Genomic DNA, 21804 nt, shown 5'->3' on the forward strand with positions numbered 1-21804 from the left:
AACCCGCCCTCAAGCCGATTTCCGGGCTTTCTACCCCGAAATCCGGTAAAATGCCTGGCTTGGAAAAGCTTTTGTCGCAAGCACATGGCTTATCAAGTCGAATGATCACGTTGACATAAGGCGCTCGCCTGGGGAGGAACAGCCCCACACGAAGCGCCTTTTTCGTATTGCGCCGGCAGTTCGCGGCGCCGCCCGGCCCCGTTGCGGCGGCTTCGCCCCTTTTTGGTTTTGAGCTTTGTTAATGAACAACATACGTAACTTCTCCATCATCGCCCACATCGACCACGGTAAATCGACCCTGGCTGACCGCATCATCCAGCTGTGCGGCGGCCTGTCGGACCGCGAAATGGACGCGCAGGTGCTCGACTCGATGGACCTGGAGCGCGAGCGCGGCATTACCATCAAGGCGCAGACCGCTGCCCTGCAGTACAAGGCGCGCGACGGCCAGATCTACAACCTGAACCTCATCGATACGCCGGGCCACGTCGACTTCAGCTATGAAGTCTCGCGCTCGCTGTCGGCCTGCGAAGGCGCGCTGCTGGTCGTCGACGCCTCCCAGGGTGTCGAGGCGCAGACGGTCGCCAATTGCTACACCGCGCTCGACCTGGGCGTGGAAGTGGTGCCGGTCCTGAACAAGATCGACCTGCCGCACGCCGACCCCGACAATGCCAAGAAGGAAATCGAAGACGTCATCGGCATCGATGCGGCGGAAGCGGTCATGTGCTCGGCCAAGTCCGGTCTCGGCGTGGAAGACGTGCTGGAAGACCTAATCAAGCGTGTGCCGCCGCCAAAGGGTGATGTCGACGCGCCGCTGCAAGCCTTGATCGTGGACTCGTGGTACGACCCGTATGTCGGCGTCGTCATGCTGGTGCGCGTGATCAATGGCACGCTGCGCCCGAAAGACAAGATCCTCCTGATGGCGACCGAGTCGGTCAACCTGGTGGAAAGCATCGGCGTCTTCACGCCGCGCTCGGTCTCGCTGCCGACGCTGTCGGCCGGCCAGGTGGGCTTCATCATCGCCGGCATCAAGGAATTGAAAGCCGCGAAAGTGGGCGACACCGTCACGCTGGCGAACCGACCAGCGGCCGCACCGCTGCCGGGCTTCAAGGAAGTCCAGCCGCAGGTGTTCGCCGGCCTGTTCCCGGTCGAATCGAACCAGTACGACGCGCTGCGCGACTCGCTGGAAAAGCTGAAACTGAACGACGCCGCCCTGATGTACGAGCCGGAAGTGTCGCAGGCGCTGGGCTTCGGTTTCCGCTGCGGCTTCCTGGGCTTGCTGCACATGGAAATCGTGCAGGAACGCCTCGAGCGCGAATTCGACATGGACCTGATCACCACGGCGCCGACCGTCGTGTATGAGGTCGAGATGCGCGATGGCAGCATCCTGCGCGTCGACAACCCGTCGAAGATGCCGGAACCGTCGAAAATCAACGAAGTGCGCGAGCCGATCGTCGACGTCAATCTCTACATGCCGCAGGAATACGTCGGCGCGGTGATGACGCTGTGTAACGGCAAGCGCGGCCTGCAGATGGACATGGCCTACCACGGCCGCCAGGTCAAGCTGCACTACGAAATCCCGATGGCGGAAATCGTGCTCGACTTCTTCGATCGCCTGAAGTCGACCTCGCGCGGTTACGCCTCGATGGACTACGAGTTCAAGGAATATCGCTCGGCCGACGTCGTCAAGGTCGACATGCTGATCAACAGCGAAAAGGTCGATGCGCTGGCGATCATCGTGCACCGCGCGAATGCGCCCTACCGCGGACGCCAGGTGGCGGCCAAGATGCGCGAACTGATCCCGCGCCAGATGTTCGACGTGGCGATCCAGGCCGCGATCGGCGTCACCATCATCTCGCGCGAAAACGTCAAGGCGCTGCGCAAGAACGTGCTGGCGAAGTGCTACGGCGGCGACATCAGCCGCAAGAAGAAACTGCTTGAGAAACAAAAAGCCGGTAAAAAACGCATGAAACAGGTGGGTTCGGTGGAGATTCCACAGGAAGCCTTCCTTGCCATCCTTCAAGTGGACGATAAATGAACCTGCAACCGATCCTGGGAAATTTCGCACTCATTTTGTTCGTACTCATGGTGCTCACCGGCGTCATCTGGTTTTGGGACGTGCTGGTCCTGTCCAAACAGCGGCGCGCCGCGGCCGACGCCGCACTCGCCGAGTACGATGCACGCACGGCCAAGCTGGTTGCCGACGGTATCAAGGTCGATAACAACGGCAACCGTGCAGCCCTGGAAGCGGGGCATCTGCGCCAGCCGACCTGGGTCGAGTACTCGGGCAGTTTCTTCCCCGTGATCGCGGCAGTTTTCTTCTTGCGCTCCTTCCTGTGGGAACCGTTCAAGATTCCATCGAGCTCGATGGTGCCGACCTTGCTGGTGGGTGACTTGATCCTCGTGAACAAGTACACCTATGGCATTCGCCTGCCGATCATCAACAAGAAGATCATCGACGTCAATGTTCCGGAGCGTGGCGACGTGATGGTGTTCAAGTACCCGAAGGACATGAGTCAGGATTACATCAAGCGCATCGTCGGTATTCCTGGTGACAAGATCACCTACGAAAACAAACGCCTGAGCGTGAATGGCGTGCCGGTGCAATACACGGCGCTGGACGACTACCTGGACGACGAGCGGCCGGTCTACCACAAGCAGTTCGTCGAAAAGATGCCGGGCAGCGAGCACCGCATCCTGAACACGGAACCGGCGCGCTCGTTCAATCTCGACAGCGTGGAGAACTTCCCGCAGCGCGAAGCCTGCGACTACGCCTATGATAAATTTACCTGTACCGTACCTGCAGGCAATTACTTCATGATGGGCGACAACCGCGACAACAGCGCGGACAGCCGTTACTGGGGTTTTGTTCCCGACAAAAATATCGTCGGCAAGGCGTTCCTGGTGTGGATGAACTTCGGCGATCCGAAGCGCATCGGCGGCATCAAGTAATGCATGTTGCGAACGCATCGAGGAGAGAAGATGGTCGACCGTAAAAGGGTTTTGCCGCGCAGGCAAGAAGGCATGTCGCTCACCGGCTTGATCCTGGTATTGATGGTGTTGGGCATGTTTGCGCTATTGGCCATCAAGATCGTCCCGTCTTTCCTCGAGTACCGCGCCGTGCATGACGGCATGGTGCGGGCCAAAGCGACGGGTGGCACCACTGTCGAGATGCAGGAGACCTTCGACAAGTTTGCCGAAGTGAATAATATCGAGGCAATTCGCGGGCGTGATCTCGTCATCAGCCGCGATGGCCCGAGTCCGGCTATCAGCTTTTCCTATGAAAAGAGGATTCCCCTCACCGAGCGCGCCACGCTCGTCATCGATTACGATGGCACGACCGACCCGAGTGGCGTCGTGGCGGCGAAAGCGGGCGAAGCGGACTGATCCGCGTCCGGACATCACGGGCGGGGCAGTCACTGCGCCGCCAACCGGAGCGCCCAGCTCGCCACGCAGTGGTCGCGCAGCCCGTCCGCCGCTGCCGTGCACGCGGCACATCACCATGGCGCGCGCCGTCCGGCGCCGTCCAATCGAGCAGGAAACGCCGCCTTCGCGGCGGCCGTACTACAATACATCGACAATGAATCTTCAGTTATTGCAAACGCGCTTGGGTTATACGTTCCGGGATGCTGGCCTCTTGCAGCAGGCCCTGACACACCGCAGCCATAGCAGCCTGCATAACGAACGCCTCGAGTTCCTGGGCGACTCCATCCTCAACTGCGTCGTGGCCTCGATCCTGTACGAACGCTTCAGCCACCTCGACGAGGGCGACCTGTCGCGCTTGCGTGCCAACCTCGTCAAGCAGCAGTCGCTCTACGAAATCGCCCAGAAGCTCGAACTGTCGCAATTCCTGCGCCTGGGCGAAGGCGAACTCAAATCGGGCGGTTTCCGCCGTCCTTCGATCCTGGCCGACACGCTCGAAGCCTTGCTCGGCGCAATTTTCCTCGACGCCGGTTTCGACGCCGCGCGCGCTGCCATCCGCGCGTTCTACATCCCGCTGCTCGACACGGTCGACCCACGCACCCTCGGCAAGGATGCCAAGACGCTGCTGCAGGAATTCCTGCAAAGCCGCAAGATCGCGCTGCCGACGTATAACGTGATCGCCACCCACGGCGCCGCCCACAGCCAGGAATTCGAAATCGAGTGTCTGGTGCCGAAACTCGGCATCCAGGTATTCGGGCGCGGCGGAAGCCGCCGTGCCGGCGAACAGGCCGCCGCACGCCTGGCGCTCGAAGTGGCCGAACAGGCGCTGCGCAAGACCCCGGCCGCCGGCCGCAAGGCCAAGCCGCGTGCCGCCCAGCTCAAGCTGGCCGGCATTGCCACCATCCAGGGCGACGAGGCTGCCGATGCGCAGCACCTAGCCCCTACCAAACAGGCATGAACGAAGTATGAATACCGAACATAACCCAGCCGACAACAACGATTCCGTGCATAGCGCGGCCGACGACAGCGCCTCCACCGGCCGCGAAGAAGACGGGCAGGGCGCCGACCTCAACGCCTTCTTCAACGACCGCACCGATGCCAGCAAGGGCACCTCGGTCGAAGGTTTTCGCTGCGGCTATATTGCCATCGTCGGCCGCCCGAACGTCGGCAAGTCGACGCTCATGAACCAGCTGATCGGCGCCAAGGTGTCGATCACTTCGCGCAAGGCGCAGACCACGCGCCACCGCATCACCGGCATCCAGACGGTCCCCGATGCCCAGTTTATCTATGTCGATACGCCAGGCTTCCAGACGCGTCATTCGAACGCCCTGAACAAAACGCTGAACAAGACTGTCTCGAACACGCTGAGCGCGGCCGACGTCGTCCTGTTCGTGATCGAGGCCGGCACCTTCGGTCCAGCCGACCAGCAAGTACTGGACCTGCTGCCGAAGAACGTTCCGGTGATCCTGGTGATTAACAAGTCGGACCGCATGAAGGACAAGGCGACCCTGATGCCGTTCGCACAGAAAGTAGCGAGCCTGCGCGACTTTACGGCCATCGTGCCGGTGTCAGCCAAGATGCGTTTCCAGGTCGATGCGCTCGAGCGCGAGATCCGCAACCACCTGCCGGAAAATCCGCCCGTATTCGGTCCTGACGACATTACCGACCGCAGCGAGAAATTCCTGGCCGCCGAGATCGTGCGTGAAAAGGTGTTCCGCTTGCTCGGCGACGAACTGCCTTACACCAGCACGGTCATCATCGAGCAGTTTCTCCAGGAGGGTAACCTGCGCCGGATCTTTGCCGCGATCCTGGTCGAGCGCGACACCCACAAATCGATGATCATCGGTAACAAGGGCGCACGCCTGAAAGAAATCTCGACCCAGTCGCGCCTCGACATGGAAAAGCTGTTCGGCGGCCCCGTGTACCTGGAGATCTGGGTCAAGGTCAAGTCAGGCTGGGCCGACAACGAAGCAGGCCTGCGCGCCTACGGCTACGAGTAAGCGCTGGAGGACTGCCCCAACCGCATGACGAGCCTCGATACCGCCGCCAAGGCGCCCCTCGACCCCGACGATACGGGAGCCGTGCCTGTGCAGACGCTGCCGCAGGCGGTTGCGCTTGCGCCGCCACGGCGCAGCCGCGTACCCGTGCGCGATACCCGCATCAACGGCCAGCCGGCGTTTGTCCTGCACAGTTATCCCTACAAGGAAACCAGCCTCATCATCGACCTGTTTACGCGCGACCATGGCCGCATCGCGGTCGTGGCGAAGGGCGCGAAGCGGCCGTTCTCCAAATTGCGCGGCGTGCTGCAGACCTTCCAGCCGCTGTCGGTCTCCTGGAGCGGCAAGTCGGAGCTGCGCACCCTGATCGACGCCGAATGGGTGGGCGGCATGCTTCCCATCGAACGCACGGCCTTGCTCTGCGGCTTCTATCTGAACGAACTGCTGGTCAAGCTGCTCGCGCGCGACGACCCGCATCGCGCCTTGTTCGACCACTACATTTCGACGCTCAACGAGCTGGCGCACGACGAACCGGCACAAATTGCCTTGCGAAAGTTCGAACGGGCCTTACTTAAGGAAACAGGCGTTGCCGCCGACCTGGGGCGTTCGACGACCACGCGCGAGGCGGTAGCCGCCGCGCTGGACTACGTGGTCGATCCCGAAAAGGGCGCGCGCGAAGCCAGAGCGTCGGACGTCTGGCCCGTGGTGTCCGGCAAGACCCTGCTCGATATGGAGCGCGAAGATTATGCCGATCCGGCGACCCAGGCGCAAAGCAAGCAATTGATGCGCTTCCTGCTGGCGCACCACCTGGGCGGCGTGCCGCTGAACACCCGGCAGATTTTGATTGACCTGATGCAGCTGTAACTTCACACAACACCACCACGACAACCATGAGCTTCCTGCAACCCGTTGGCCAGGTCATCGACCTGGGCGTGAACATCGACCACATCGCCACCGTGCGCAATGCGCGCGGCACCGTCTATCCGGACCCGCTGCGCGCGGCCTTGCTCGCCGAGCAGGCCGGCGCCGACCTGATCACGCTGCACCTGCGCGAAGACCGGCGCCACATCAAGGATGCCGACGTGCTGGCGATGCGCCCGATGCTGGCCACGCGCATGAACCTGGAAGCGGCCGTTACCCAGGAAATGATCGATTTTGCCTGCCAGGTACGCCCGCAGGATGTATGCCTGGTGCCCGAGCGGCGCGAGGAAGTCACGACCGAAGGCGGCCTGGACGTGGTCCGCTATTTTCACGAAGTCGAGACGGCGGTAAAACAGCTGAAAGGCGAGGGCATCCGCGTTTCTCTCTTCATCGACGCCGACGAAGCGCAGATCGCTGCCGCCGCAAAGACGGGCGCGACCGTGATCGAGTTGCACACCGGCCGCTATGCGGAAAGCCAGGGTGAAGAAGCCCTGCGCGAGCTGGAGCGCATCAGGATGGGCGCGGCCGCCGGCGTACGCCACAACCTGGTCGTCAATGCCGGCCATGGCCTGCACTACACGAATGTGCAGGCGGTGGCTGCGATCCGCGACATCGCCGAGCTCAACATCGGTCATGCGATCGTGGCGCATGCGCTGTTCGCCGGCTGGGAAAACGCCGTGCGCGAGATGAAGGCGATCATGGTCGCTGCGCGCCTCGGCGTGTCGCTGGGCCCGCAATGATCTACGGCATCGGCACCGACATCGTCCAGATCTCGCGTGTCGAGGCCGCGCTGGCGCGCAGTGGCGAGCGGTTTGCAGAAAAGATCCTGGGTCCCCAGGAACTGGAGAAATACCATGCGCGGCGCGCGCGCAGCGAAGTGCGCGGCCTGCGTTTCCTGGCCACGCGCTTTTCGGCGAAGGAAGCATTCTCGAAAGCCATTGGCCTGGGCATGCGCATGCCGATGACCTGGCGCTCCGCGCAGATGCTCAACGCCCCGAGTGGCAAGCCGACCATTGTTTGCAGCGGCGCGCTCGAGGAATTCATGCGACAGAACAAATTGACCGCCCAGGTGACGATCAGCGACGAGGCCGACTATGGCGTCGCGTTCGTAATCGTCACCCAGGAGGCGTAAGGGTTTCAGAGGGTATGACCGAAGCAAATCAAGAAACCAGTCCCGACGCGCAGCCGGACGCGCGCGCCCAGGTGCTCGCCACCGTGGCCAAGCTGCCCAACCTGCCGGGCGTGTACCGCTATTTCGACGCCAACGACGCCGTGCTCTATGTCGGGAAAGCGCGCGACCTGAAAAAGCGCGTGTCGAGCTACTTCATGAAGAACCTGTCGAGCTCGCGCATCGCGATGATGGTCAGCAAGATCGCGCGCCTCGAGACCTCGGTGACGCACAGCGAAGCCGAAGCGCTGATCCTGGAAAACAACCTGATCAAGGCGCTCAAACCGCGCTACAACATCCTGTTTCGCGACGATAAGTCCTACCCCTACCTGAAGATCACGGCAGGCGATTTTCCGCGCATGGCGTATTACCGCGGCGGGCTCGACCGCAAGAACCAGTACTTCGGTCCCTTCCCGAGCGCATGGGCGGTGAAGGAATCGATGCAGATCCTGCAGAAGGTGTTCAATCTGCGCACCTGCGAGGACAGCGTGTTCGCCAACCGCACGCGGCCTTGCCTGCTGCACCAGATCGGGCGTTGCAGCGGTCCGTGCGTGAATCTCATCGGCAAGGACGAGTACAAGATAGACGTCGAGAACGCCGCGAAGTTCCTGCGTGGGCGGCAGACCGAGGTCATGGAAGACCTGCAGCAAAAGATGCACGGTTTTGCCGAAAAACTGATGTTCGAGCAGGCCGCGGGCGTGCGCAACCAGATTCAGTCGCTCTCGCGCGTGCTGCACCAGCAGAGCATGGAAACCACCGGCGACGCCGACGTCGACATCATCGCCGTGGTGGTGCAGGGCGGCCGTGCCTGCGTCAACCTGGCCATGGTGCGCGGCGGGCGCCACCTGGGCGACCGTGCCTATTTCCCGACCCAGGTCGCCGAGGCGATTGGCGAGTTGTCGATCGAATGCGAAGTGCTGGCCGCCTTCCTGGTGCAGCACTACACCGACAAGTTCGTTCCTGGCACGCTAATCTTGAACATCGAGTTCGACCAGCCGGAACTGATGGTGGCGCTGGCCGAGCAGTGCGGGCACCGGATCAACCTGATTTTCCAGCCGCAGGGCCAGCGCCGCCAGTGGCTTGAGCTTGCTCAAAAGGGTGCGGAGATCTCTCTTGCGCGCCTGTTGTCTGAACAAGGGTCGCAGCAGTCGCGTACCCGCGCACTGGCCGAGGCCCTGGCGCTGGACGCGGCCGAACTCGAGACCTTGCGCATCGAATGCTTCGACATCAGCCACACGGCAGGCGAGGCGACGCAGGCGTCCTGCGTGGTCTTCCACCACCACGCGATGCAGAACTCGGAATACCGGCGCTACAACATCAACGACATCACGCCGGGCGACGATTACGCCGCCATGCGCCAGGTGCTGATGCGGCGCTACGAAAAAGTGGCGAGCGGCGACGGCGTCATGCCAGACGTGGTGCTGGTCGACGGCGGCAAAGGCCAGGTCGAAATGGCGCGCCAGGTGCTGTCCGAGCTGGGCCTGGACATCGGCCTGATCGTCGGCGTGGCGAAGGGAGAGGGCAGGAGGGTCGGCCTGGAAACGCTGATCTTCGCCGACGGCCGCGCACCGCAGGAACTCGGCAAGGAATCGGCCGCGCTGATGCTCGTCGCCCTGATCCGCGACGAGGCGCACCGCTTTGCCATTACCGGCATGCGTGCCAAGCGCGCCAAGACGCGCCAGGCCTCGCGCCTGGAAGAGATCGAGGGAATCGGCGCCAAGCGCCGCCAGCGCCTGCTGGCGCGCTTCGGCGGCCTGCGCGGCGTGGTCGATGCCAGCGTCGAAGACCTGTGCCAGGTCGAGGGCATTTCCACCTCGCTGGCGGAAGAGATTTATCGGCAGTTGCATTAAGCCGTCCGTCACTGCGACGCGGACCGCAAGGCCACCTTGCCCGGCTCAACTGGTTTAAAAAGCAATACCCATGTAGACTAGCGGCGCACGCTTTTTTAACCGTAAGCCAGATCACCCCCTTATGCCCTTTAACATCCCGATTCTCCTGACCTGGTTACGCGTAGCACTCATTCCCCTCGTTGTCGGCGTCTACTACCTCCCCACCCACTGGCTGCCGGTTGCCGACCGCAACCTGGCGGCGACCCTGGTCTTCATCGTGGCCGCCATCACCGACTGGTTCGACGGCTTCCTCGCGCGGCGCTGGAACGAAACCTCGGCCTTCGGCGCCTTCCTCGATCCGGTGGCCGACAAGCTGATGGTGGCGGGCGCCTTGCTGGTGCTGGTCCAGCTCGACCGCGTGAATGCGATCATTGCCTTCGTCATCATCGGCCGCGAAATCACGATCTCGGCCCTGCGCGAATGGATGGCCGAAATCGGGGCGCGCAAGTCGGTGGCGGTCAGCTCGCTGGGGAAGGTGAAGACCGCCGCCCAGATGGCCGCGATCCCGCTGCTGCTGTTCCACGACTCGCTGCTGGGCATCGACACCCATTTCTGGGGCTCGGTCCTGCTGTGGGTGGCGGGCGTGCTGACCGTCTGGTCGATGTTCTACTACCTGCGCCGTGCATGGCCTGTGATTAAGGAAAAAGGCGGGAATCTGTAAAATTAATTCTCTGTCATCCTTGACGTACGGATCAGATGATCTATAATGCTTGCCTGTTGTGACGACATCGCAGCAAACGACGACAAAGCGGGAGTAGCTCAGTTGGTAGAGCGCAACCTTGCCAAGGTTGAGGTCGAGAGTTCGAGCCTCTTCTCCCGCTCCAGAGTTTGCAGTAGTCGGTAGTAAGGTTGTCTTGGAAATTGAAATAATTTCTGCGATAATTGATGGTTCCAGAGTGCGGGAGTAGCTCAGTTGGTAGAGCGCAACCTTGCCAAGGTTGAGGTCGAGAGTTCGAGCCTCTTCTCCCGCTCCATTCTGGGAAGTAGTAGATATAGGCAGTAATTACACTCCGTGCGGGAGTAGCTCAGTTGGTAGAGCGCAACCTTGCCAAGGTTGAGGTCGAGAGTTCGAGCCTCTTCTCCCGCTCCAAACGGCGTGTTTTTACAAGTTACAAGTAGCTCCTCAGCGGGAGTAGCTCAGTTGGTAGAGCGCAACCTTGCCAAGGTTGAGGTCGAGAGTTCGAGCCTCTTCTCCCGCTCCAGAATTCAGAGAAGACCTTTCTTCTCCTGTTGATGTGGATCATAACCGTCCAGCTCGGCAGCCGTACTATACCTACTGGCGAGGTAGCAAAGCGGTTATGCAGCGGCCTGCAAAGCCGTCCAGACGGGTTCGACTCCCGTCCTCGCCTCCAGAACAAAGCCAAAAATCGCCACTCGCTGGCGATTTTTGCATTTCCGGGCTCCCACCGTGCATCCAGCCGACTGCTGGCGGTCTTACACCGCCTTATCCAGGTTGCCCAGCACCCGCGCCAGCAGACCGGCGAACTGCTCCAGCTCGGCCTTGGAAAAGCCGGCATACGCGGCACTGAGTTTGCCTGAGACGTCCGGCAACACTTGTTCGATTAATTCGCGGCCCTTGCCGCTCAGGGAAATGAGCACGTTGCGGCGGTCGCCTGCACGCGTGCCGCGTTCGATCAGCCCGCGCGCCACCAGGTCGTCGCAGACCCGTGTCAGGTTCGCGGGTTTTTCATGGCAGGCTTCGCTCAATTCGGACGCGGTCGAGGTCTCCTGAGCGCTGCCATACAGGATCGCCAGCACGATATAGCCGGTGTCGGCGAGCTCATACGGTTTGAGCGCGGCATTGGTCCGGTCGCGCAGCCGTTTCTGGAGGTGGTACGAGAGGCGCACCAGCAGGATCGGTTCGAACGGAAACCCCGGCACCCGCGCCTGGATATTGCGTAATCGTTTTCCCGTCGGGCCGAAATCGCTCATGCACGCTCCCCCAGTGAAGGGCGAATTGTAACCCTGCCGATGCCTGGCGGGTAAATTTCAGGACGGGACGTGCTGCCCTTGCGGGCCTTACTGACAGCTGAAGTGGGCCGCATCCTCGATGCTGCCGCTGCCTTTGTAGCGCGCCACATTCGGGTACGCACACAGCGGCCGGGTACGCGTCGCCCACCAGCTCGCGGGCAGGTCCGCGTTCGCGCCACCGGCATTGCCCGTGCCGCGTGCGCTGGCCGTGACACTGTCCGGCGCCTGGCCCTTTTCCACCCAGTTCATGAGCGGGGTCAGCATGTCGAACTGCTCCGTGGCGGGCCGCCCGCGCAGTGGTTCATGCCCGGCACCCGGAAGTAAGGCGCGAAGTTCGAGGCATCCGACCCGTTGGCCGCGCGCAGCTGCTCGTACCAGATCTTGGTGTCGTCGCTCGAGAAGATCGGGTCGCCCGTGCCGTCGTACACCAGCATCTTGGCGCCGCGGTTCTGCAGGGTGATCAGGTTGCTGGCGTTCGGCGGCACCATGAAGGGCACGGCGTTTTCCGGACCGGGGGAAGGGGCGTGACGATGGAACCGTGCTCGTTGTCGCTGCCGCAGCCGGCCAGGGCGAACAGGGCGACGGCCGCGGCGCTACCGCGTTTTAATGTTGTTATGCGTAAGGTCTCCTCTGCTGAAAAACCGATCAAGTCCAAACGATGGAGGTGCGGTCCGCCGCGTCCAGGCAGGGCCGCGGCGAGATAACGGTGCTTAGAGCCTATCCCAGTAGCCTGGAGCCGCTGCCGGCGCGCCTGACAACCGCTGCTGCGTTGCTCGTCCTTGCATGGCCAGCCATGCGGCCTCCTCACGCCTTGCCCGCGCTTGCCCTGCAGCGCCACCAGCTTCCCCCAGTCTACCGGGACAGGTTCTTAGTCCGGCATCACATCCTTGAGGGTGCTGATCGGCTGGTTGACCAGCTTGCCATTGACGCGCTTGACTTCGCGGATGTACATGTTCTGCACGATATCGCGGGTCTTGGGATCGATGCTGATCGGGCCGCGCGGGCTGTTCCACTTCATGCCGCTCAAGGTCTTCACGGCGGCTTCGCCGGTGACCTTGCCGTTCAACTTGCGGATGGTCTCGTAGATCATGCCCATCGTGTCATACGCGGCGACGGTAACAAAAGTAGGTGGCGGGCGGTTCGGATTGGCATCCGCGTACGCCTTCAGGAAGATCCTGTTGGCCTCGTTGTCGAGCGCCGTCGAGTAGTTCAGGACCGTCACCGCGCCCAGCGCGCGCTCGCCCAGCGCTTCGAGCGTCGGCGAGTCGCTCGTCATGTCGCCCACGCCGAGGAACTTGATACCGGCTTTATCCAGCCCCTTGTCGCTGTAGGCTTTCAGGAGGCCGATGCCGTCCTCCACACCCGGCGCGAAGAAGAACAGCGCATCGGGCTTTTCGTCCTTCGCGCGCTGCACGAAGGGCGAGTAGTCGGGGTTCGCCAGCGGCGTGCGCGAGGATCCGATGATCTTGCCGCCGCCTTCGGTGAAACCCTTGGCGAACAGCTTTTCCGCATCGTGCCCGGTGCTGTAGTCCGAGACCAGCGAATAGACCCGGGCGATCTTGTTCTGCGCGGTCCATGTGCCGAAGGGTTCGGTCATCTGCTGCATCGTCATCGAGGTGCGCAGCATGTAGGGCGACCTGGCCGTAATGCCTGTCGTGACCGCGTTCATGACGATCATCGGCACCTTGCCTTGCGTGGCGACCGGCGCCACGGCCAGGGCGCTTGGCGTCAGTGAGAAGCCGACCAGGAAACTCACCTTCTCGCGCCCGATCAATTCCGTGGCCGCGCGCTTGGACAGTTCGACGTTGCTGCCGCCGTCGTCGCGGTAGATGATCTCGATCTTCTTGCCGGCGACCTGGTCCCCGTGCAGCTTCATCCAGGTCTTGATGCCGTCTTCGAAAGGTTTGCCGATATTCACGAATGGTCCGGTCAAGGCGGCGATGACGCCGATCTTAATCGTGTCCTGGGCTAAAGCGGGTGCGCTGGCGAAGGGGAGGATTGCCAGGGTCATGCAGGCGAGGGTTTTCAGTTTCATGCTGTCTCCTTGTCGTTATACGTTCCAGGTCGTTTCATGCCGCAAGTATCGTGTTTGAATCCGTTCCGTCGTACATCGCATCGACCAGGCCCGCGCGCCGCTGCAACACTGCTGCCTGGTTGATCGAGCCCTTGTCGGTCTGTTCCCTGGCGTCGATCGAAGGCGGTTCAGCCAGCAAGATCAGGCGTTCCACGCGCGTCGAGGAGCCGCTCGCGTTGATATTGAGCGTGTCGAGCAGGCGCCCGAAGAAGTCGCGCACCGGGCTCGTTGCCAGTACCTCGGCGGCAGGCGTTCCTTCCGGCAGGCCGGACAGGACCAGGCAGTTGTCGAGCCGCGGGAACACCATCAGGCCAATCGCGTGCCGGTCCAGTCCCGTCACCACCGCATCCTGCACATACGGCGCGCCCTGGCTGATGACGCGTGCCCGCAGCGGTCCGACGCTGACAAAGGTGCCTGAGCTGAGCTTGAAGTCTTCGGCGATGCGGCCGTCGAACATGAAGCCGAGCCCTGGCTGCGCGTCGTCGACGAAGCGCAGCGCGTCGCCGGTGCAGTAATAGCCATCCGCATCGAAGGCTTCGGCCGTGAGAACGGGCGCGCGCCAGTAGCCCGGGGTCACGTGCGGCCCATGGAAGCGCGCCTCCAACTTGCCGTGGATCGGCACGAGTTTCACCTTGCAGCCCGGCGCCGGCACGCCGACATAGCCGGCGCGGCTGATCGGGCCGGTGCCGAAGGTGCAGGACGGCGACGTCTCGGTCATGCCGAGACCGGTCATGATGCGGATCGATTCGCCGCAGCGACGTATCGCCACGGCGTCCAGGTGTTCCCAGGCCGCCTGCGACAGCCCCGCCCCCGCACAAAAGAACAGTTTTACGCGCGAGAAGAAGGTCTGCGCCAGCGCGTCGTCCGTCTCCAAGGCCTCGGCCAGCATCTCCCAGGCCACCGGAATGTTGAAATAGACCGTCGGCGCGATCTCGCGCAGGTTGCGCAAGGTCGTTGGGAACTCGCGCGGCGTCGGACGGCCATCGTCGAGGTACATCGTGCCGCCGTTGTAGAGCACGATGCCGACGTTGTGGCTGCCCCCAAAAGTGTGGTTCCAAGGCAGCCAGTCGAGCAGCACCGGTGGTTCTTCGCCAAAGAAGGGGAAGGTCTGCAGCAGCATCTGCTGGTTCGAACAGAGCATGCCATGCGTCGTGATCACCGCCTTCGGTTTCTTGGTCGAGCCCGAGGTGAACAGGAACTTGGCGATGGTCGACGGCCCCACTTGCGCGTTGCGCTCGTCGATGCTCAATGGTTCGGTCGTGAGCAAGGACGCGAAACTGGTTGCTGTACGGCCCGCCACCTCGCCGCGTGCCAGGATCAGTTCCGCGCCCTCCGGCAGCACCGCGTCGATGGCGCGTGCAAACGTGCTGCCATCGCAGGCAAACACCGCGCCCGGCGTCAGCTGTTCGATCAGGTCGCGCAGCTTGGCCGGGTCAAGCGCGACCAGCGAATAGGCCGGCGAGAGCGGCGAATACGGGATGCCGGCATACATGGCGCCGAGCGCCAGCTGGAAGTGCTCCAGGTCATTCCCGGACAGGATGACGAGCGGACGTTCTTCCGACAGGCCGCGATCGAACAGCGCCTGGCCGATGCGGCGCGCGCTTTCCAGTGCGTCCCCATACGACAGGCGGATCCACTCGCCATCCGGGCCGCGGCGCGCAACCAGGGTGCGCTCGGGATGCGCCCGCGCGCCCGACACCAGGCGGTCGGTGAAGCGCGCGGGGACGGCGCCCAGGGGCGTGAGGGCGTCGACATGCCAGACGCCGTCCTCCTGCCAGGCCGCGATCTCGGGGTTGCCGAGCGCGACCGCGCGCCGCTTCCCGCCGGCGACGGCCGGCGTAGATTGGTTCATGACGGTTCGCCTCAGATCGGGAAGTGGCGCGGCGTGGTCTGGACCGTAATCCAGCGCAGGTCGGTGAACTCGGCGATCGCGGCCCTGCCGCCGAAGCGCCCATAGCCGCTGCCTTTCACGCCCCCGAACGGCATCTGCGCCTCGTCGTGCACGGTCGGGCCGTTGATGTGGCAGATGCCCGATTCGATGCGCTGCGCCACCGCCATCGCGCGTCCGATGTCGCGGCTGAAGACAGCCGAGGACAGGCCGTATTCGCTGTCGTTGGCCATCCGGATCGCTTCCTCGTCGCTGTCGAAGCGCAGCACCGAGACGATCGGCCCGAACGACTCTTCCTGGTACACCAGCATCTCCGGCGTGACGTCGTCGACGATCGCCGGCTGCATGATGTTTCCTTCGACGCTGACGCCCGACTGCGTGACTTTCGCGCCGCGCGCGCGTGCATCCTGCAGCATGGCTTCCACGCGGCTTGCTGCGCTCGGGTCGACCATGCCGGCCAGGGGCGCGTCCGAGCGCGCCGCCTTCAGGGTCGCGGTCTTCGCCGCCAGCTTCTCTACAAACGCGGGCGCGATCTTGCGGTCGACCAGGATGCGGTCGGCCGACATGCAGATCTGGCCCTGGTTGAAGAAGGCGGAAAACGCCGCCGCTTCGACGGCCGCGTCGAGATCGGCGTCATCGAGCACGACGACCGGATTCTTGCCGCCCAATTCCAGCAGAACGGGTTTGAGGTACCTGGCCGCCGTCTGGGCGATGATGCGCCCGACCTTGGTCGAACCCGTGAAATTAATCCGGCGCACGGCTGGCGCCGCGATCAGGCGTTCGACGATCTGCGGCGCGTCAGCGGGTGCGTTCGTGATCACGTTGACGACGCCTTCCGGGAAGCCGGCGTCGACGAACACCTGGCCGATCAGGCGGTGCAGGGCCGGGCAGATCTCGGACGCTTTCAGGATCACCGTATTGCCGCAGGCGAGCGGCATGGCGACGGCGCGCGTGCCGAGGATGATCGGCGCATTCCACGGCGCGATGCCGACCACCACGCCGCAGGCCTGGCGCACACCCATCGCCAGCGAACCGGGTACGTCCGACGGGATGACTTCGCCGGAGATCTGCGTCGTCATGGCGGCCGCTTCGCGCAGCATGTTGGCCGCCAGCGTCACGTTGAACTGGTACCACATCGGCGCGCCGCCGGCTTCCTCGACGGCCGCTTCCACGAACTGGCTGCGCAGCGCTTCCATCTTGTCCGCGGCTTTTAACAACAAGGTGCGCCGTGCGCCCGGCGCCATGGCGGACCAGGCCGGGAAGGCCGCTTGCGCGGCCTGGACCGCGGCATCGACGTCGTCCAGGGTGGCGGCAGCGGCGCGGGTGGCGATGTCGCCGGTGGCGGGATTGAGGCGCTCGAAGGTGGCGCCGTTCGATGCGGGACGGGCTTGGCCGTTCAACAGCAGGTCTGCTTGGAACATCAGGGGTCTCCTCTAACTGGATTGAAAGGCGGCTCGCCCGCTAACCGGGTGCCGCCGCCGATATTATGGTGCAGTGCTGCGTCTTATTTCGGACGCTTGTAGGTCTGCAGGCCCGGCTTGATGGTCTTATCGTCCAGGAACTGCTTGAGGCCTTCCTTGCGGCCTTTTTCCGGGTCGCGCTGGTTCGACTGGTCGGTCTTGGCGTACAGGTAGTCTTCGCCTTGTTCCCAGGTCAGTTCGCGGCAGCGCTTGAAACCGATCTTCGCATAGCGCAGCACCACTGGATTTTTTTCCAGCAGCTTGCCGGCAAGTTCGATCACCGCATCGCGCAGCTGCTCTTTCGGCACGCTCTTGTTGATGAGCCCCATGGCGGCCGCTTCCTTGCCGGTGAAGGTGTCGCCGGTCATGATGTAGTGCAGCGCCTGGCGGTGGCCCATGGTGTCGGCCACGGCTTTGCTGACCAGGTTACCCGGCGGGATACCCCAGTTCACTTCCGACAAACCGAACACGGCATCGTCGGAGGCGATCGCCAGGTCGCAGGCCACCAGCGGCGAGAACGCGCCGCCGAAGCACCAGCCGTTGACCATCGCAATCGTCGCCTTGCTGTACATGCGCAGCAGTTTCCACTGCCACTGCGAGCAGTCGCGGCGCATGCGCTCCTGCGCGATCTCGGGCTTGCCGTCGGTCTCGCGGAAATATTCTTTCAGGTCCATCCCGGCGGTCCAGGCGTCGCCCGCACCGGTGAGCACGATTACTTGCGCGTCGTCGTCAAGCTCGAGCGTCTCGAGCACGTCGATCATCTCGCGGTTCAGCGTCGGGCTCATCGCATTGCGCTTTTCCGGACGGTTCAGGGTGATCCAGCCGATACCGTTCTCCACATCCACCTTGACGGTCTTCCAGCGCGCTTCGTATTTGGACATACAATATCTCCTCAGTAGTAAGTCTTTATCAGGCTACCTGATATGCGACTTATACTATTCGCAGCTGATTCCGGTGACAAGCACTTTTTTATGACCACATCAAAAAAACTTTCGGTAGCTGATGCCGCCGCCACAGCCACCGCTTCCGTCGCCGCCAAGCCGATGGGCCTGGCCTACCTGGTAGGCCGCCTCGACCACGTTCTCAACGGGCGCCTGCGCGATGCGGTCACGCCTGCCGGCCTGTCGGTGCCGCAGTACACGGCCCTGTCGGTGTTTCGCGCCCACGGCTCGCTCTCGAACGCCCAGCTTGCCACGCGCACGATGATCTCGCCGCAGTCGGCCAACGAGATGGTCAAGCAGATGCAGGCGCGCGGCTGGATCGTGCGCACGCCCGACCCGGCGCACGGGCGGATCATCCAGATCAGCCTGACCGAGGCCGGCCAGGCGGTGCTGGTGGAGTGCGATGCCAGGGTGGCGGAGGTGGAACGGATGATGTTTCCGGAGCTCGACGATCAGGGTCGCGCGCAGCTGCATGCGCAGTTGCGCCACGCGGTGCGGGCCCTGAGTGTGCAGGGAATGTGAGACCCCAACGCTCCCTGTCGCAGCAGAAATTGGTACGATGCAGACCCATGACAATGACACTTTTCCCAGGCTTTCAGCCGCAGCACATCACCGTCGCCCCAGGCATTGACATCCACGCCATCGTCGGCGGCTCCGGCCCACCGCTGCTGCTGCTGCACGGCCACCCGCAGACCCACGCAATCTGGCACCGCGTGGCGCCCGTGCTGGCCCAGCACTTCACGGTCGTTGCTTGCGACTTGCGCGGCTACGGCGATTCGTCCAAACCGCCGGGCGATGTAGACCACGCCAACTACAGCAAGCGCACCATGGCGTTCGACGCGCTGACGGTCATGCGCGCGCTCGGCTTCGACAGTTTCAGCGTGCTTGCCCACGATCGCGGCGCGCGCGTCGCGCACCGGCTGGCGGTCGACCATCCGGAAGTGGTGCGTCGCATGGCGCTGCTCGACATCGCGCCGACGCTGGCGATGTATGCGCAGACGAACGAAGACTTTGCGCGCGCCTACTGGCACTGGTTCTTCCTGATCCAGCCGGCGCCGCTGCCCGAACGCCTGATCGAGGCCGATCCCGCCGCCTACGTGGTCGACGTCATGGGGCGGCGCAGCGGCGGCCTTAAAGTGTTCGATCCGCAGGCCCTCAGCGAATACCAGCGCTGCCTCTCCCTGCCGGGCGCGGCGCACGGCCTGTGCGAGGATTACCGCGCCGCCGCCGGCATCGACCTCGAGCACGATCGCGAAGACCGGGAGCACGGACGGCGCCTGGCGCTGCCGCTGCTGGTGCTGTGGGGAGAGCAGGGCGTAGTGCACCGCTGTTTCGACCCCTTGAAGGAGTGGCAAGCGGTGGCGGACGACGTGCGCGGCGAGGCGCTGCCCTGTGGGCATTACATTGCGGAGGAGGCGCCGGACGCTTTACTGGATCGGGTGCTGCCCTTCCTGACTGACTAGCCGTTCACATCGATGCCGGACTCCGACAAATACCCCAGCACCCCCGATGGCCGCTACTTCGTCGTCAAGGGCCGCCTCTGGCGCACCAGCAATCCGAATCTGTCCCCGGACGAGCGTCAGCAGCTGGTCGAACAGCTCATGACCGCGCGCCGCCAGGTCGGCATGGCCCTGAAAGCGGGCGATTCCGAGGCCGAGCGCAGCGCGCGTGCAATGGTCGATGAAGCCAAGCGCGCCCTGGGAGAGCGCGGCCCCGTCTGGTGGACCGATGGCACACCGGATTTCAACCGGCGCATGGTCGGCAACACGCCGTACGCCGATTGGCACGCCGCGCTCACATCGACCACAACACGCTGATCGCAGTGGCTAGCGCTTGCCGTCGGCTGCCGCCAGCGCCGAGCCGCGCATGACGTCGAGGAATGCCCGCAAGACGGGCGAATCGTCGCTGTTCCGGTATAGGACACTGAGTTCGATATCGCGCAGCCATACCGAGTCGAGCGGCCGGTAGGCCACGCCCGGCAGGCGCAGGCTGGTGGCGGACGCCGACGTGATGCACAGGCCGAACCGGGCCGACACCAGCGCAATGCAGGTCAGCACGTCCTCGACTTCCTGGGCCACCACCAGTCGCACGCCCTCGTTGCGGAAGGCGCTGATCACCTCTTGCGCGAAGCTGCGAATGGGTGTGTTTGGGTAAAGAATGATCGGCTGGTCTTCCAGGTCGCGCAAGGTGATCGTGGACTTTTCGCAGAGCGGATGGTCTTCGTACAAGCCGACGTAGAGCAGCTCGCGGCCGACCACTTCGACTGCGATGTCCGGCTCGTCGGGCACCAGGCGGCTGAAGCCGACCGTAATGCGGCGTTCCCGCAGCGCCTGGATCTGCTCGCTCTTGGTCATGGTGTACAAGGCCAGTTTGACCTCGGGGCGCGCGCTGTGGAACTGCGCCAGCAGCGTCGGAATCACTTGCAGGATGCCGGAGCCGAAGACGCCGACATCGAGACGCCCGAGATAGCCCTGGCCGGCGTACTGGGTTTTCTCCTTGGCGGCCTGCACCAGTGCCAGGATATTCGGCACCTCCTGGAACATCACCTTGCCGGCATCGGTCAATTCGACCCCGCGCGGGGTACGCACGAACAGCGTCGTGCCGAGTTCTTCTTCCAAACTCTGGATCTGCCGCGTCAGCGGCGGTTGCGCCATGTGCAGCTGCTCGGATGCACGGCTGAAGCTGCCTTCATTGGTCAAAGCTAGAAAGTAACGTAGTTGCTTTAGATCCATAGTCCTGATTATTGCACGCCCCATACCGAAGAGGTATGGCGTTTTCCAAAAGCGGTATTGGACTGCCCAGCGTCACTTCATTAATCATAGTGCATCGATCCGGCCTGCGGTGCCGACAAACACTGCATGCGGAGCGGGTAGGGCAGGTCCTGGCAGGCATATAAAACACGTTGATTTAACAGCGGTTCCATGGAGACAAGCATGAAAAAAATAGTACGCTGCAGCGCAGCGATCTCGCTCGCCTGGTTCGCCAACGCGGCCCTGGCCCAGGTGCCCCCGGACCGCTGGCCCGCCGCCGCCACCGGCACGAGCAACGTCCAGATTTATGGCCTGGTCGATTCCGGCGTCGAATACCTGAGCAATGTGAACGCCGCAGGCGACTCGCTCGTGCGGATACCCACCCTGGCCGGATCCTTTCCTTCGAATATAGGTTTTCGCGGCGCGGAAGATCTCGGCAGCGGACTCAAGGCACTGTTCAACCTCGAGATGGGCTATTCGGTCGATACCGGCGTGCTGCAGAACGGAGGGCGTACCTTCGGCCGATCGGCATGGGTGGGCCTGCAGGGCCGCTACGGTACGCTGATGCTGGGCCGCATGATCAACATGACCTACATCGCGAATCTGCGCTCGAATGTGCTCGGCCCCAGCATCCACAGCTATCCTAATCTCGACACCTACCTGCCGAATGCGCGCAGCGACAATACGATCGGCTACATCGGCAAGTTGTCGAACGTGACGGTCGGTGCGACGTACAGCACCGGGCGCGATGCGACCACCGTGGTCGCAGGTCCCGCGTCGACCGCATGCCCTGGCGAACTCGGCGCCGACAGCCAGGCCTGCCGCCAGGTCACGGCGATGCTGGCCTACGACACGCCGAAGTACGGCATGGCCGTGTCGTGGGATGTGCTCAACGGCGGTCCGAACGCCGGTTTCGGCCTGACGCGCAGCGACTTCGACGACCGCAGGGCAGGTATCAACGGGTATGTCATGGTCGACAAACTCAAGCTTGCCGCCAGCTTCCTCGATCGCAAGATCGATGCGGCAGCCGATACCGACACGCGCCTGGTACAGGTCGGGATCAGCTATCCGTTCACCCCGACCTTCGTGCTCGACGCCCAGGTCGCGCAACTGAACGTGAGCCGGTCGGATAACGACTCGACCATGGCCGTGGCGCGTGCGACCTACAGCTTCTCGCGCCGTACCGCCACTTACGTGTCGCTGGGCCGGATCGACAACGACGGCGTGGCCGCCATCTCCCTGTCGGCAGGCGGCACCGTCGGCCCCGGACTGGGCCAGACCGGCCTGATGGTCGGCCTGCGTCATTCCTTTTGAACGATGCCGCC

General features: G+C 63.3%; 20 protein-coding genes, 5 tRNA genes and 1 pseudogene. 19 read left to right on the top strand and 7 right to left on the bottom strand.

The window, feature by feature from the left end; all coding sequences use genetic code 11:
• Positions 1-241: 241 nt before the first annotated feature.
• From lepA to ACHAC9_RS07345, 15 genes are all read left to right on the top strand, one after another.
• Complete coding sequence (gene lepA / locus ACHAC9_RS07275; RefSeq protein WP_435758607.1) at positions 242-2035, top strand: translation elongation factor 4; 1794 nt, start codon at positions 242-244, stop codon at positions 2033-2035.
• Entirely contained in the window at positions 2032-2949 is a 918-nt protein-coding gene (lepB, locus tag ACHAC9_RS07280) for a signal peptidase I (protein ID WP_435758609.1), read from the top strand. The genes lepA and lepB overlap by 4 nt, the downstream gene beginning before the upstream one ends.
• Before the next feature lie 30 nt (positions 2950-2979).
• The gene (locus ACHAC9_RS07285) at positions 2980-3384 is read left to right on the top strand and encodes a DUF4845 domain-containing protein (protein WP_435758611.1); all 405 of its coding nucleotides are present in this window, start codon (positions 2980-2982) and stop codon (positions 3382-3384) included.
• Between the two features lie 220 nt (positions 3385-3604).
• Complete coding sequence (gene rnc, locus ACHAC9_RS07290; RefSeq protein ID WP_435758613.1) at positions 3605-4378, top strand: ribonuclease III; 774 nt, start codon at positions 3605-3607, stop codon at positions 4376-4378.
• 7 nt (positions 4379-4385) lie between these two features.
• Positions 4386-5420, top strand: a complete 1035-nt coding sequence (gene era / locus ACHAC9_RS07295; RefSeq protein ID WP_435758615.1) for a GTPase Era — start codon at positions 4386-4388, stop codon at positions 5418-5420.
• Between the two features lie 24 nt (positions 5421-5444).
• A complete protein-coding gene (recO, locus tag ACHAC9_RS07300; RefSeq protein WP_435758617.1) occupies positions 5445-6281 on the top strand; it encodes a DNA repair protein RecO in 837 nt (278 codons plus the stop codon).
• A gap of 26 nt (positions 6282-6307) precedes the next feature.
• Positions 6308-7078 (top strand): pyridoxine 5'-phosphate synthase, encoded by a 771-nt coding sequence (locus ACHAC9_RS07305; RefSeq protein ID WP_435758619.1) that lies wholly within the window; start codon positions 6308-6310, stop codon positions 7076-7078.
• The gene (gene acpS / locus ACHAC9_RS07310) at positions 7075-7470 is read left to right on the top strand and encodes a holo-ACP synthase (protein ID WP_435758621.1); all 396 of its coding nucleotides are present in this window, start codon (positions 7075-7077) and stop codon (positions 7468-7470) included. Before ACHAC9_RS07305 ends, acpS begins: the two co-directional genes overlap by 4 nt.
• A 14-nt stretch (positions 7471-7484) precedes the next feature.
• Complete coding sequence (gene uvrC, locus ACHAC9_RS07315; protein ID WP_435758623.1) at positions 7485-9356, top strand: excinuclease ABC subunit UvrC; 1872 nt, start codon at positions 7485-7487, stop codon at positions 9354-9356.
• A gap of 121 nt (positions 9357-9477) precedes the next feature.
• Entirely contained in the window at positions 9478-10056 is a 579-nt protein-coding gene (gene pgsA / locus ACHAC9_RS07320; RefSeq protein WP_435758625.1) for a CDP-diacylglycerol--glycerol-3-phosphate 3-phosphatidyltransferase, read from the top strand.
• An 87-nt stretch (positions 10057-10143) separates the two neighbouring features.
• Positions 10144-10219, top strand: a tRNA-Gly gene (locus ACHAC9_RS07325).
• A gap of 74 nt (positions 10220-10293) precedes the next feature.
• Positions 10294-10369: transfer RNA gene (locus ACHAC9_RS07330), tRNA-Gly, on the top strand.
• A gap of 40 nt (positions 10370-10409) precedes the next feature.
• Positions 10410-10485, top strand: a tRNA-Gly gene (locus ACHAC9_RS07335).
• Between the two features lie 36 nt (positions 10486-10521).
• Positions 10522-10597, top strand: a tRNA-Gly gene (locus ACHAC9_RS07340).
• A 76-nt stretch (positions 10598-10673) separates the two neighbouring features.
• Positions 10674-10747 (top strand) — tRNA-Cys (locus tag ACHAC9_RS07345).
• An 82-nt stretch (positions 10748-10829) separates the two neighbouring features.
• On the opposite strand, the gene ACHAC9_RS07350 is transcribed toward ACHAC9_RS07345, so the two are convergent.
• From ACHAC9_RS07350 to ACHAC9_RS07375, 6 genes and pseudogenes are all read right to left on the bottom strand, one after another.
• Complete coding sequence (locus ACHAC9_RS07350; RefSeq protein ID WP_435758627.1) at positions 10830-11327, bottom strand: MarR family winged helix-turn-helix transcriptional regulator; 498 nt, start codon at positions 11325-11327, stop codon at positions 10830-10832.
• A gap of 87 nt (positions 11328-11414) precedes the next feature.
• Positions 11415-11872, bottom strand: a pseudogene (locus ACHAC9_RS07355) (tannase/feruloyl esterase family alpha/beta hydrolase); the annotation flags it as partial.
• A gap of 362 nt (positions 11873-12234) precedes the next feature.
• Positions 12235-13401: an ABC transporter substrate-binding protein gene (locus ACHAC9_RS07360; RefSeq protein WP_435758629.1), complete on the bottom strand. Its 1167-nt coding sequence runs from the start codon at positions 13399-13401 to the stop codon at positions 12235-12237.
• Positions 13402-13435: 34 nt separating this feature from the next.
• Positions 13436-15292 carry a feruloyl-CoA synthase gene (locus ACHAC9_RS07365; RefSeq protein WP_435758631.1) on the bottom strand — a complete coding sequence of 619 codons (1857 nt, stop codon included), beginning with the start codon at positions 15290-15292 and terminating at the stop codon, positions 13436-13438.
• Positions 15293-15303: 11 nt separating this feature from the next.
• Positions 15304-16749, bottom strand: coding sequence for an aldehyde dehydrogenase (locus ACHAC9_RS07370; protein ID WP_435758633.1), 1446 nt, complete (start codon positions 16747-16749; stop codon positions 15304-15306).
• An 83-nt stretch (positions 16750-16832) separates the two neighbouring features.
• Positions 16833-17669 carry a p-hydroxycinnamoyl CoA hydratase/lyase gene (locus ACHAC9_RS07375; protein WP_435758635.1) on the bottom strand — a complete coding sequence of 279 codons (837 nt, stop codon included), beginning with the start codon at positions 17667-17669 and terminating at the stop codon, positions 16833-16835.
• Between the two features lie 90 nt (positions 17670-17759).
• On the opposite strand from ACHAC9_RS07375, the gene ACHAC9_RS07380 reads away from it, so the two are divergent.
• The 3 genes from ACHAC9_RS07380 to ACHAC9_RS07390 are packed head-to-tail and all read left to right on the top strand — an operon-like array spanning position 17760 to position 19546.
• Positions 17760-18251 carry a MarR family winged helix-turn-helix transcriptional regulator gene (locus ACHAC9_RS07380; protein WP_435758637.1) on the top strand — a complete coding sequence of 164 codons (492 nt, stop codon included), beginning with the start codon at positions 17760-17762 and terminating at the stop codon, positions 18249-18251.
• 47 nt (positions 18252-18298) lie between these two features.
• Positions 18299-19192 carry an alpha/beta fold hydrolase gene (locus tag ACHAC9_RS07385; protein WP_435758639.1) on the top strand — a complete coding sequence of 298 codons (894 nt, stop codon included), beginning with the start codon at positions 18299-18301 and terminating at the stop codon, positions 19190-19192.
• Positions 19193-19204: 12 nt separating this feature from the next.
• Positions 19205-19546, top strand: coding sequence for a hypothetical protein (locus tag ACHAC9_RS07390; protein WP_435758641.1), 342 nt, complete (start codon positions 19205-19207; stop codon positions 19544-19546).
• Positions 19547-19555: 9 nt separating this feature from the next.
• Here the strand turns inward: ACHAC9_RS07390 and ACHAC9_RS07395 are convergent, their stop codons facing one another.
• A complete protein-coding gene (locus ACHAC9_RS07395) occupies positions 19556-20461 on the bottom strand; it encodes a LysR substrate-binding domain-containing protein (RefSeq protein ID WP_435758643.1) in 906 nt (301 codons plus the stop codon).
• A 201-nt stretch (positions 20462-20662) separates the two neighbouring features.
• Between ACHAC9_RS07395 and ACHAC9_RS07400 the strand changes: the two genes are divergently transcribed.
• Entirely contained in the window at positions 20663-21793 is a 1131-nt protein-coding gene (locus ACHAC9_RS07400; RefSeq protein ID WP_435758645.1) for a porin, read from the top strand.
• The last annotated feature ends 11 nt before the right edge of the window (positions 21794-21804 follow it).

This window comes from Massilia sp. CMS3.1 (assembly GCF_051262535.1).
In the GTDB taxonomy this organism is placed as follows: Bacteria; Pseudomonadota; Gammaproteobacteria; order Burkholderiales; family Burkholderiaceae_D; genus Telluria.

Excerpts from the sequence above, each read along its gene's own strand:
- uvrC (WP_435758623.1), top strand. The coding sequence starts at position 7,485 with ATGACCGAAGCAAATCAAGAAACCAGTCCCGACGCGCAGCCGGACGCG.
- ACHAC9_RS07390 (WP_435758641.1), top strand. The coding sequence starts at position 19,205 with ATGCCGGACTCCGACAAATACCCCAGCACCCCCGATGGCCGCTACTTC.
- recO (WP_435758617.1), top strand. The coding sequence starts at position 5,445 with ATGACGAGCCTCGATACCGCCGCCAAGGCGCCCCTCGACCCCGACGAT.
- era (WP_435758615.1), top strand. The coding sequence starts at position 4,386 with ATGAATACCGAACATAACCCAGCCGACAACAACGATTCCGTGCATAGC.
- pgsA (WP_435758625.1), top strand. The coding sequence starts at position 9,478 with ATGCCCTTTAACATCCCGATTCTCCTGACCTGGTTACGCGTAGCACTC.
- ACHAC9_RS07375 (WP_435758635.1), bottom strand. The coding sequence starts at position 17,669 with ATGTCCAAATACGAAGCGCGCTGGAAGACCGTCAAGGTGGATGTGGAG.
- lepB (WP_435758609.1), top strand. The coding sequence starts at position 2,032 with ATGAACCTGCAACCGATCCTGGGAAATTTCGCACTCATTTTGTTCGTA.
- ACHAC9_RS07305 (WP_435758619.1), top strand. The coding sequence starts at position 6,308 with ATGAGCTTCCTGCAACCCGTTGGCCAGGTCATCGACCTGGGCGTGAAC.
- ACHAC9_RS07395 (WP_435758643.1), bottom strand. The coding sequence starts at position 20,461 with ATGGATCTAAAGCAACTACGTTACTTTCTAGCTTTGACCAATGAAGGC.
- ACHAC9_RS07385 (WP_435758639.1), top strand. The coding sequence starts at position 18,299 with ATGACAATGACACTTTTCCCAGGCTTTCAGCCGCAGCACATCACCGTC.
- ACHAC9_RS07365 (WP_435758631.1), bottom strand. The coding sequence starts at position 15,292 with ATGAACCAATCTACGCCGGCCGTCGCCGGCGGGAAGCGGCGCGCGGTC.
- ACHAC9_RS07370 (WP_435758633.1), bottom strand. The coding sequence starts at position 16,749 with ATGTTCCAAGCAGACCTGCTGTTGAACGGCCAAGCCCGTCCCGCATCG.
- ACHAC9_RS07380 (WP_435758637.1), top strand. The coding sequence starts at position 17,760 with ATGACCACATCAAAAAAACTTTCGGTAGCTGATGCCGCCGCCACAGCC.
- ACHAC9_RS07360 (WP_435758629.1), bottom strand. The coding sequence starts at position 13,401 with ATGAAACTGAAAACCCTCGCCTGCATGACCCTGGCAATCCTCCCCTTC.
- ACHAC9_RS07400 (WP_435758645.1), top strand. The coding sequence starts at position 20,663 with ATGAAAAAAATAGTACGCTGCAGCGCAGCGATCTCGCTCGCCTGGTTC.
- ACHAC9_RS07285 (WP_435758611.1), top strand. The coding sequence starts at position 2,980 with ATGGTCGACCGTAAAAGGGTTTTGCCGCGCAGGCAAGAAGGCATGTCG.
- acpS (WP_435758621.1), top strand. The coding sequence starts at position 7,075 with ATGATCTACGGCATCGGCACCGACATCGTCCAGATCTCGCGTGTCGAG.
- ACHAC9_RS07350 (WP_435758627.1), bottom strand. The coding sequence starts at position 11,327 with ATGAGCGATTTCGGCCCGACGGGAAAACGATTACGCAATATCCAGGCG.
- lepA (WP_435758607.1), top strand. The coding sequence starts at position 242 with ATGAACAACATACGTAACTTCTCCATCATCGCCCACATCGACCACGGT.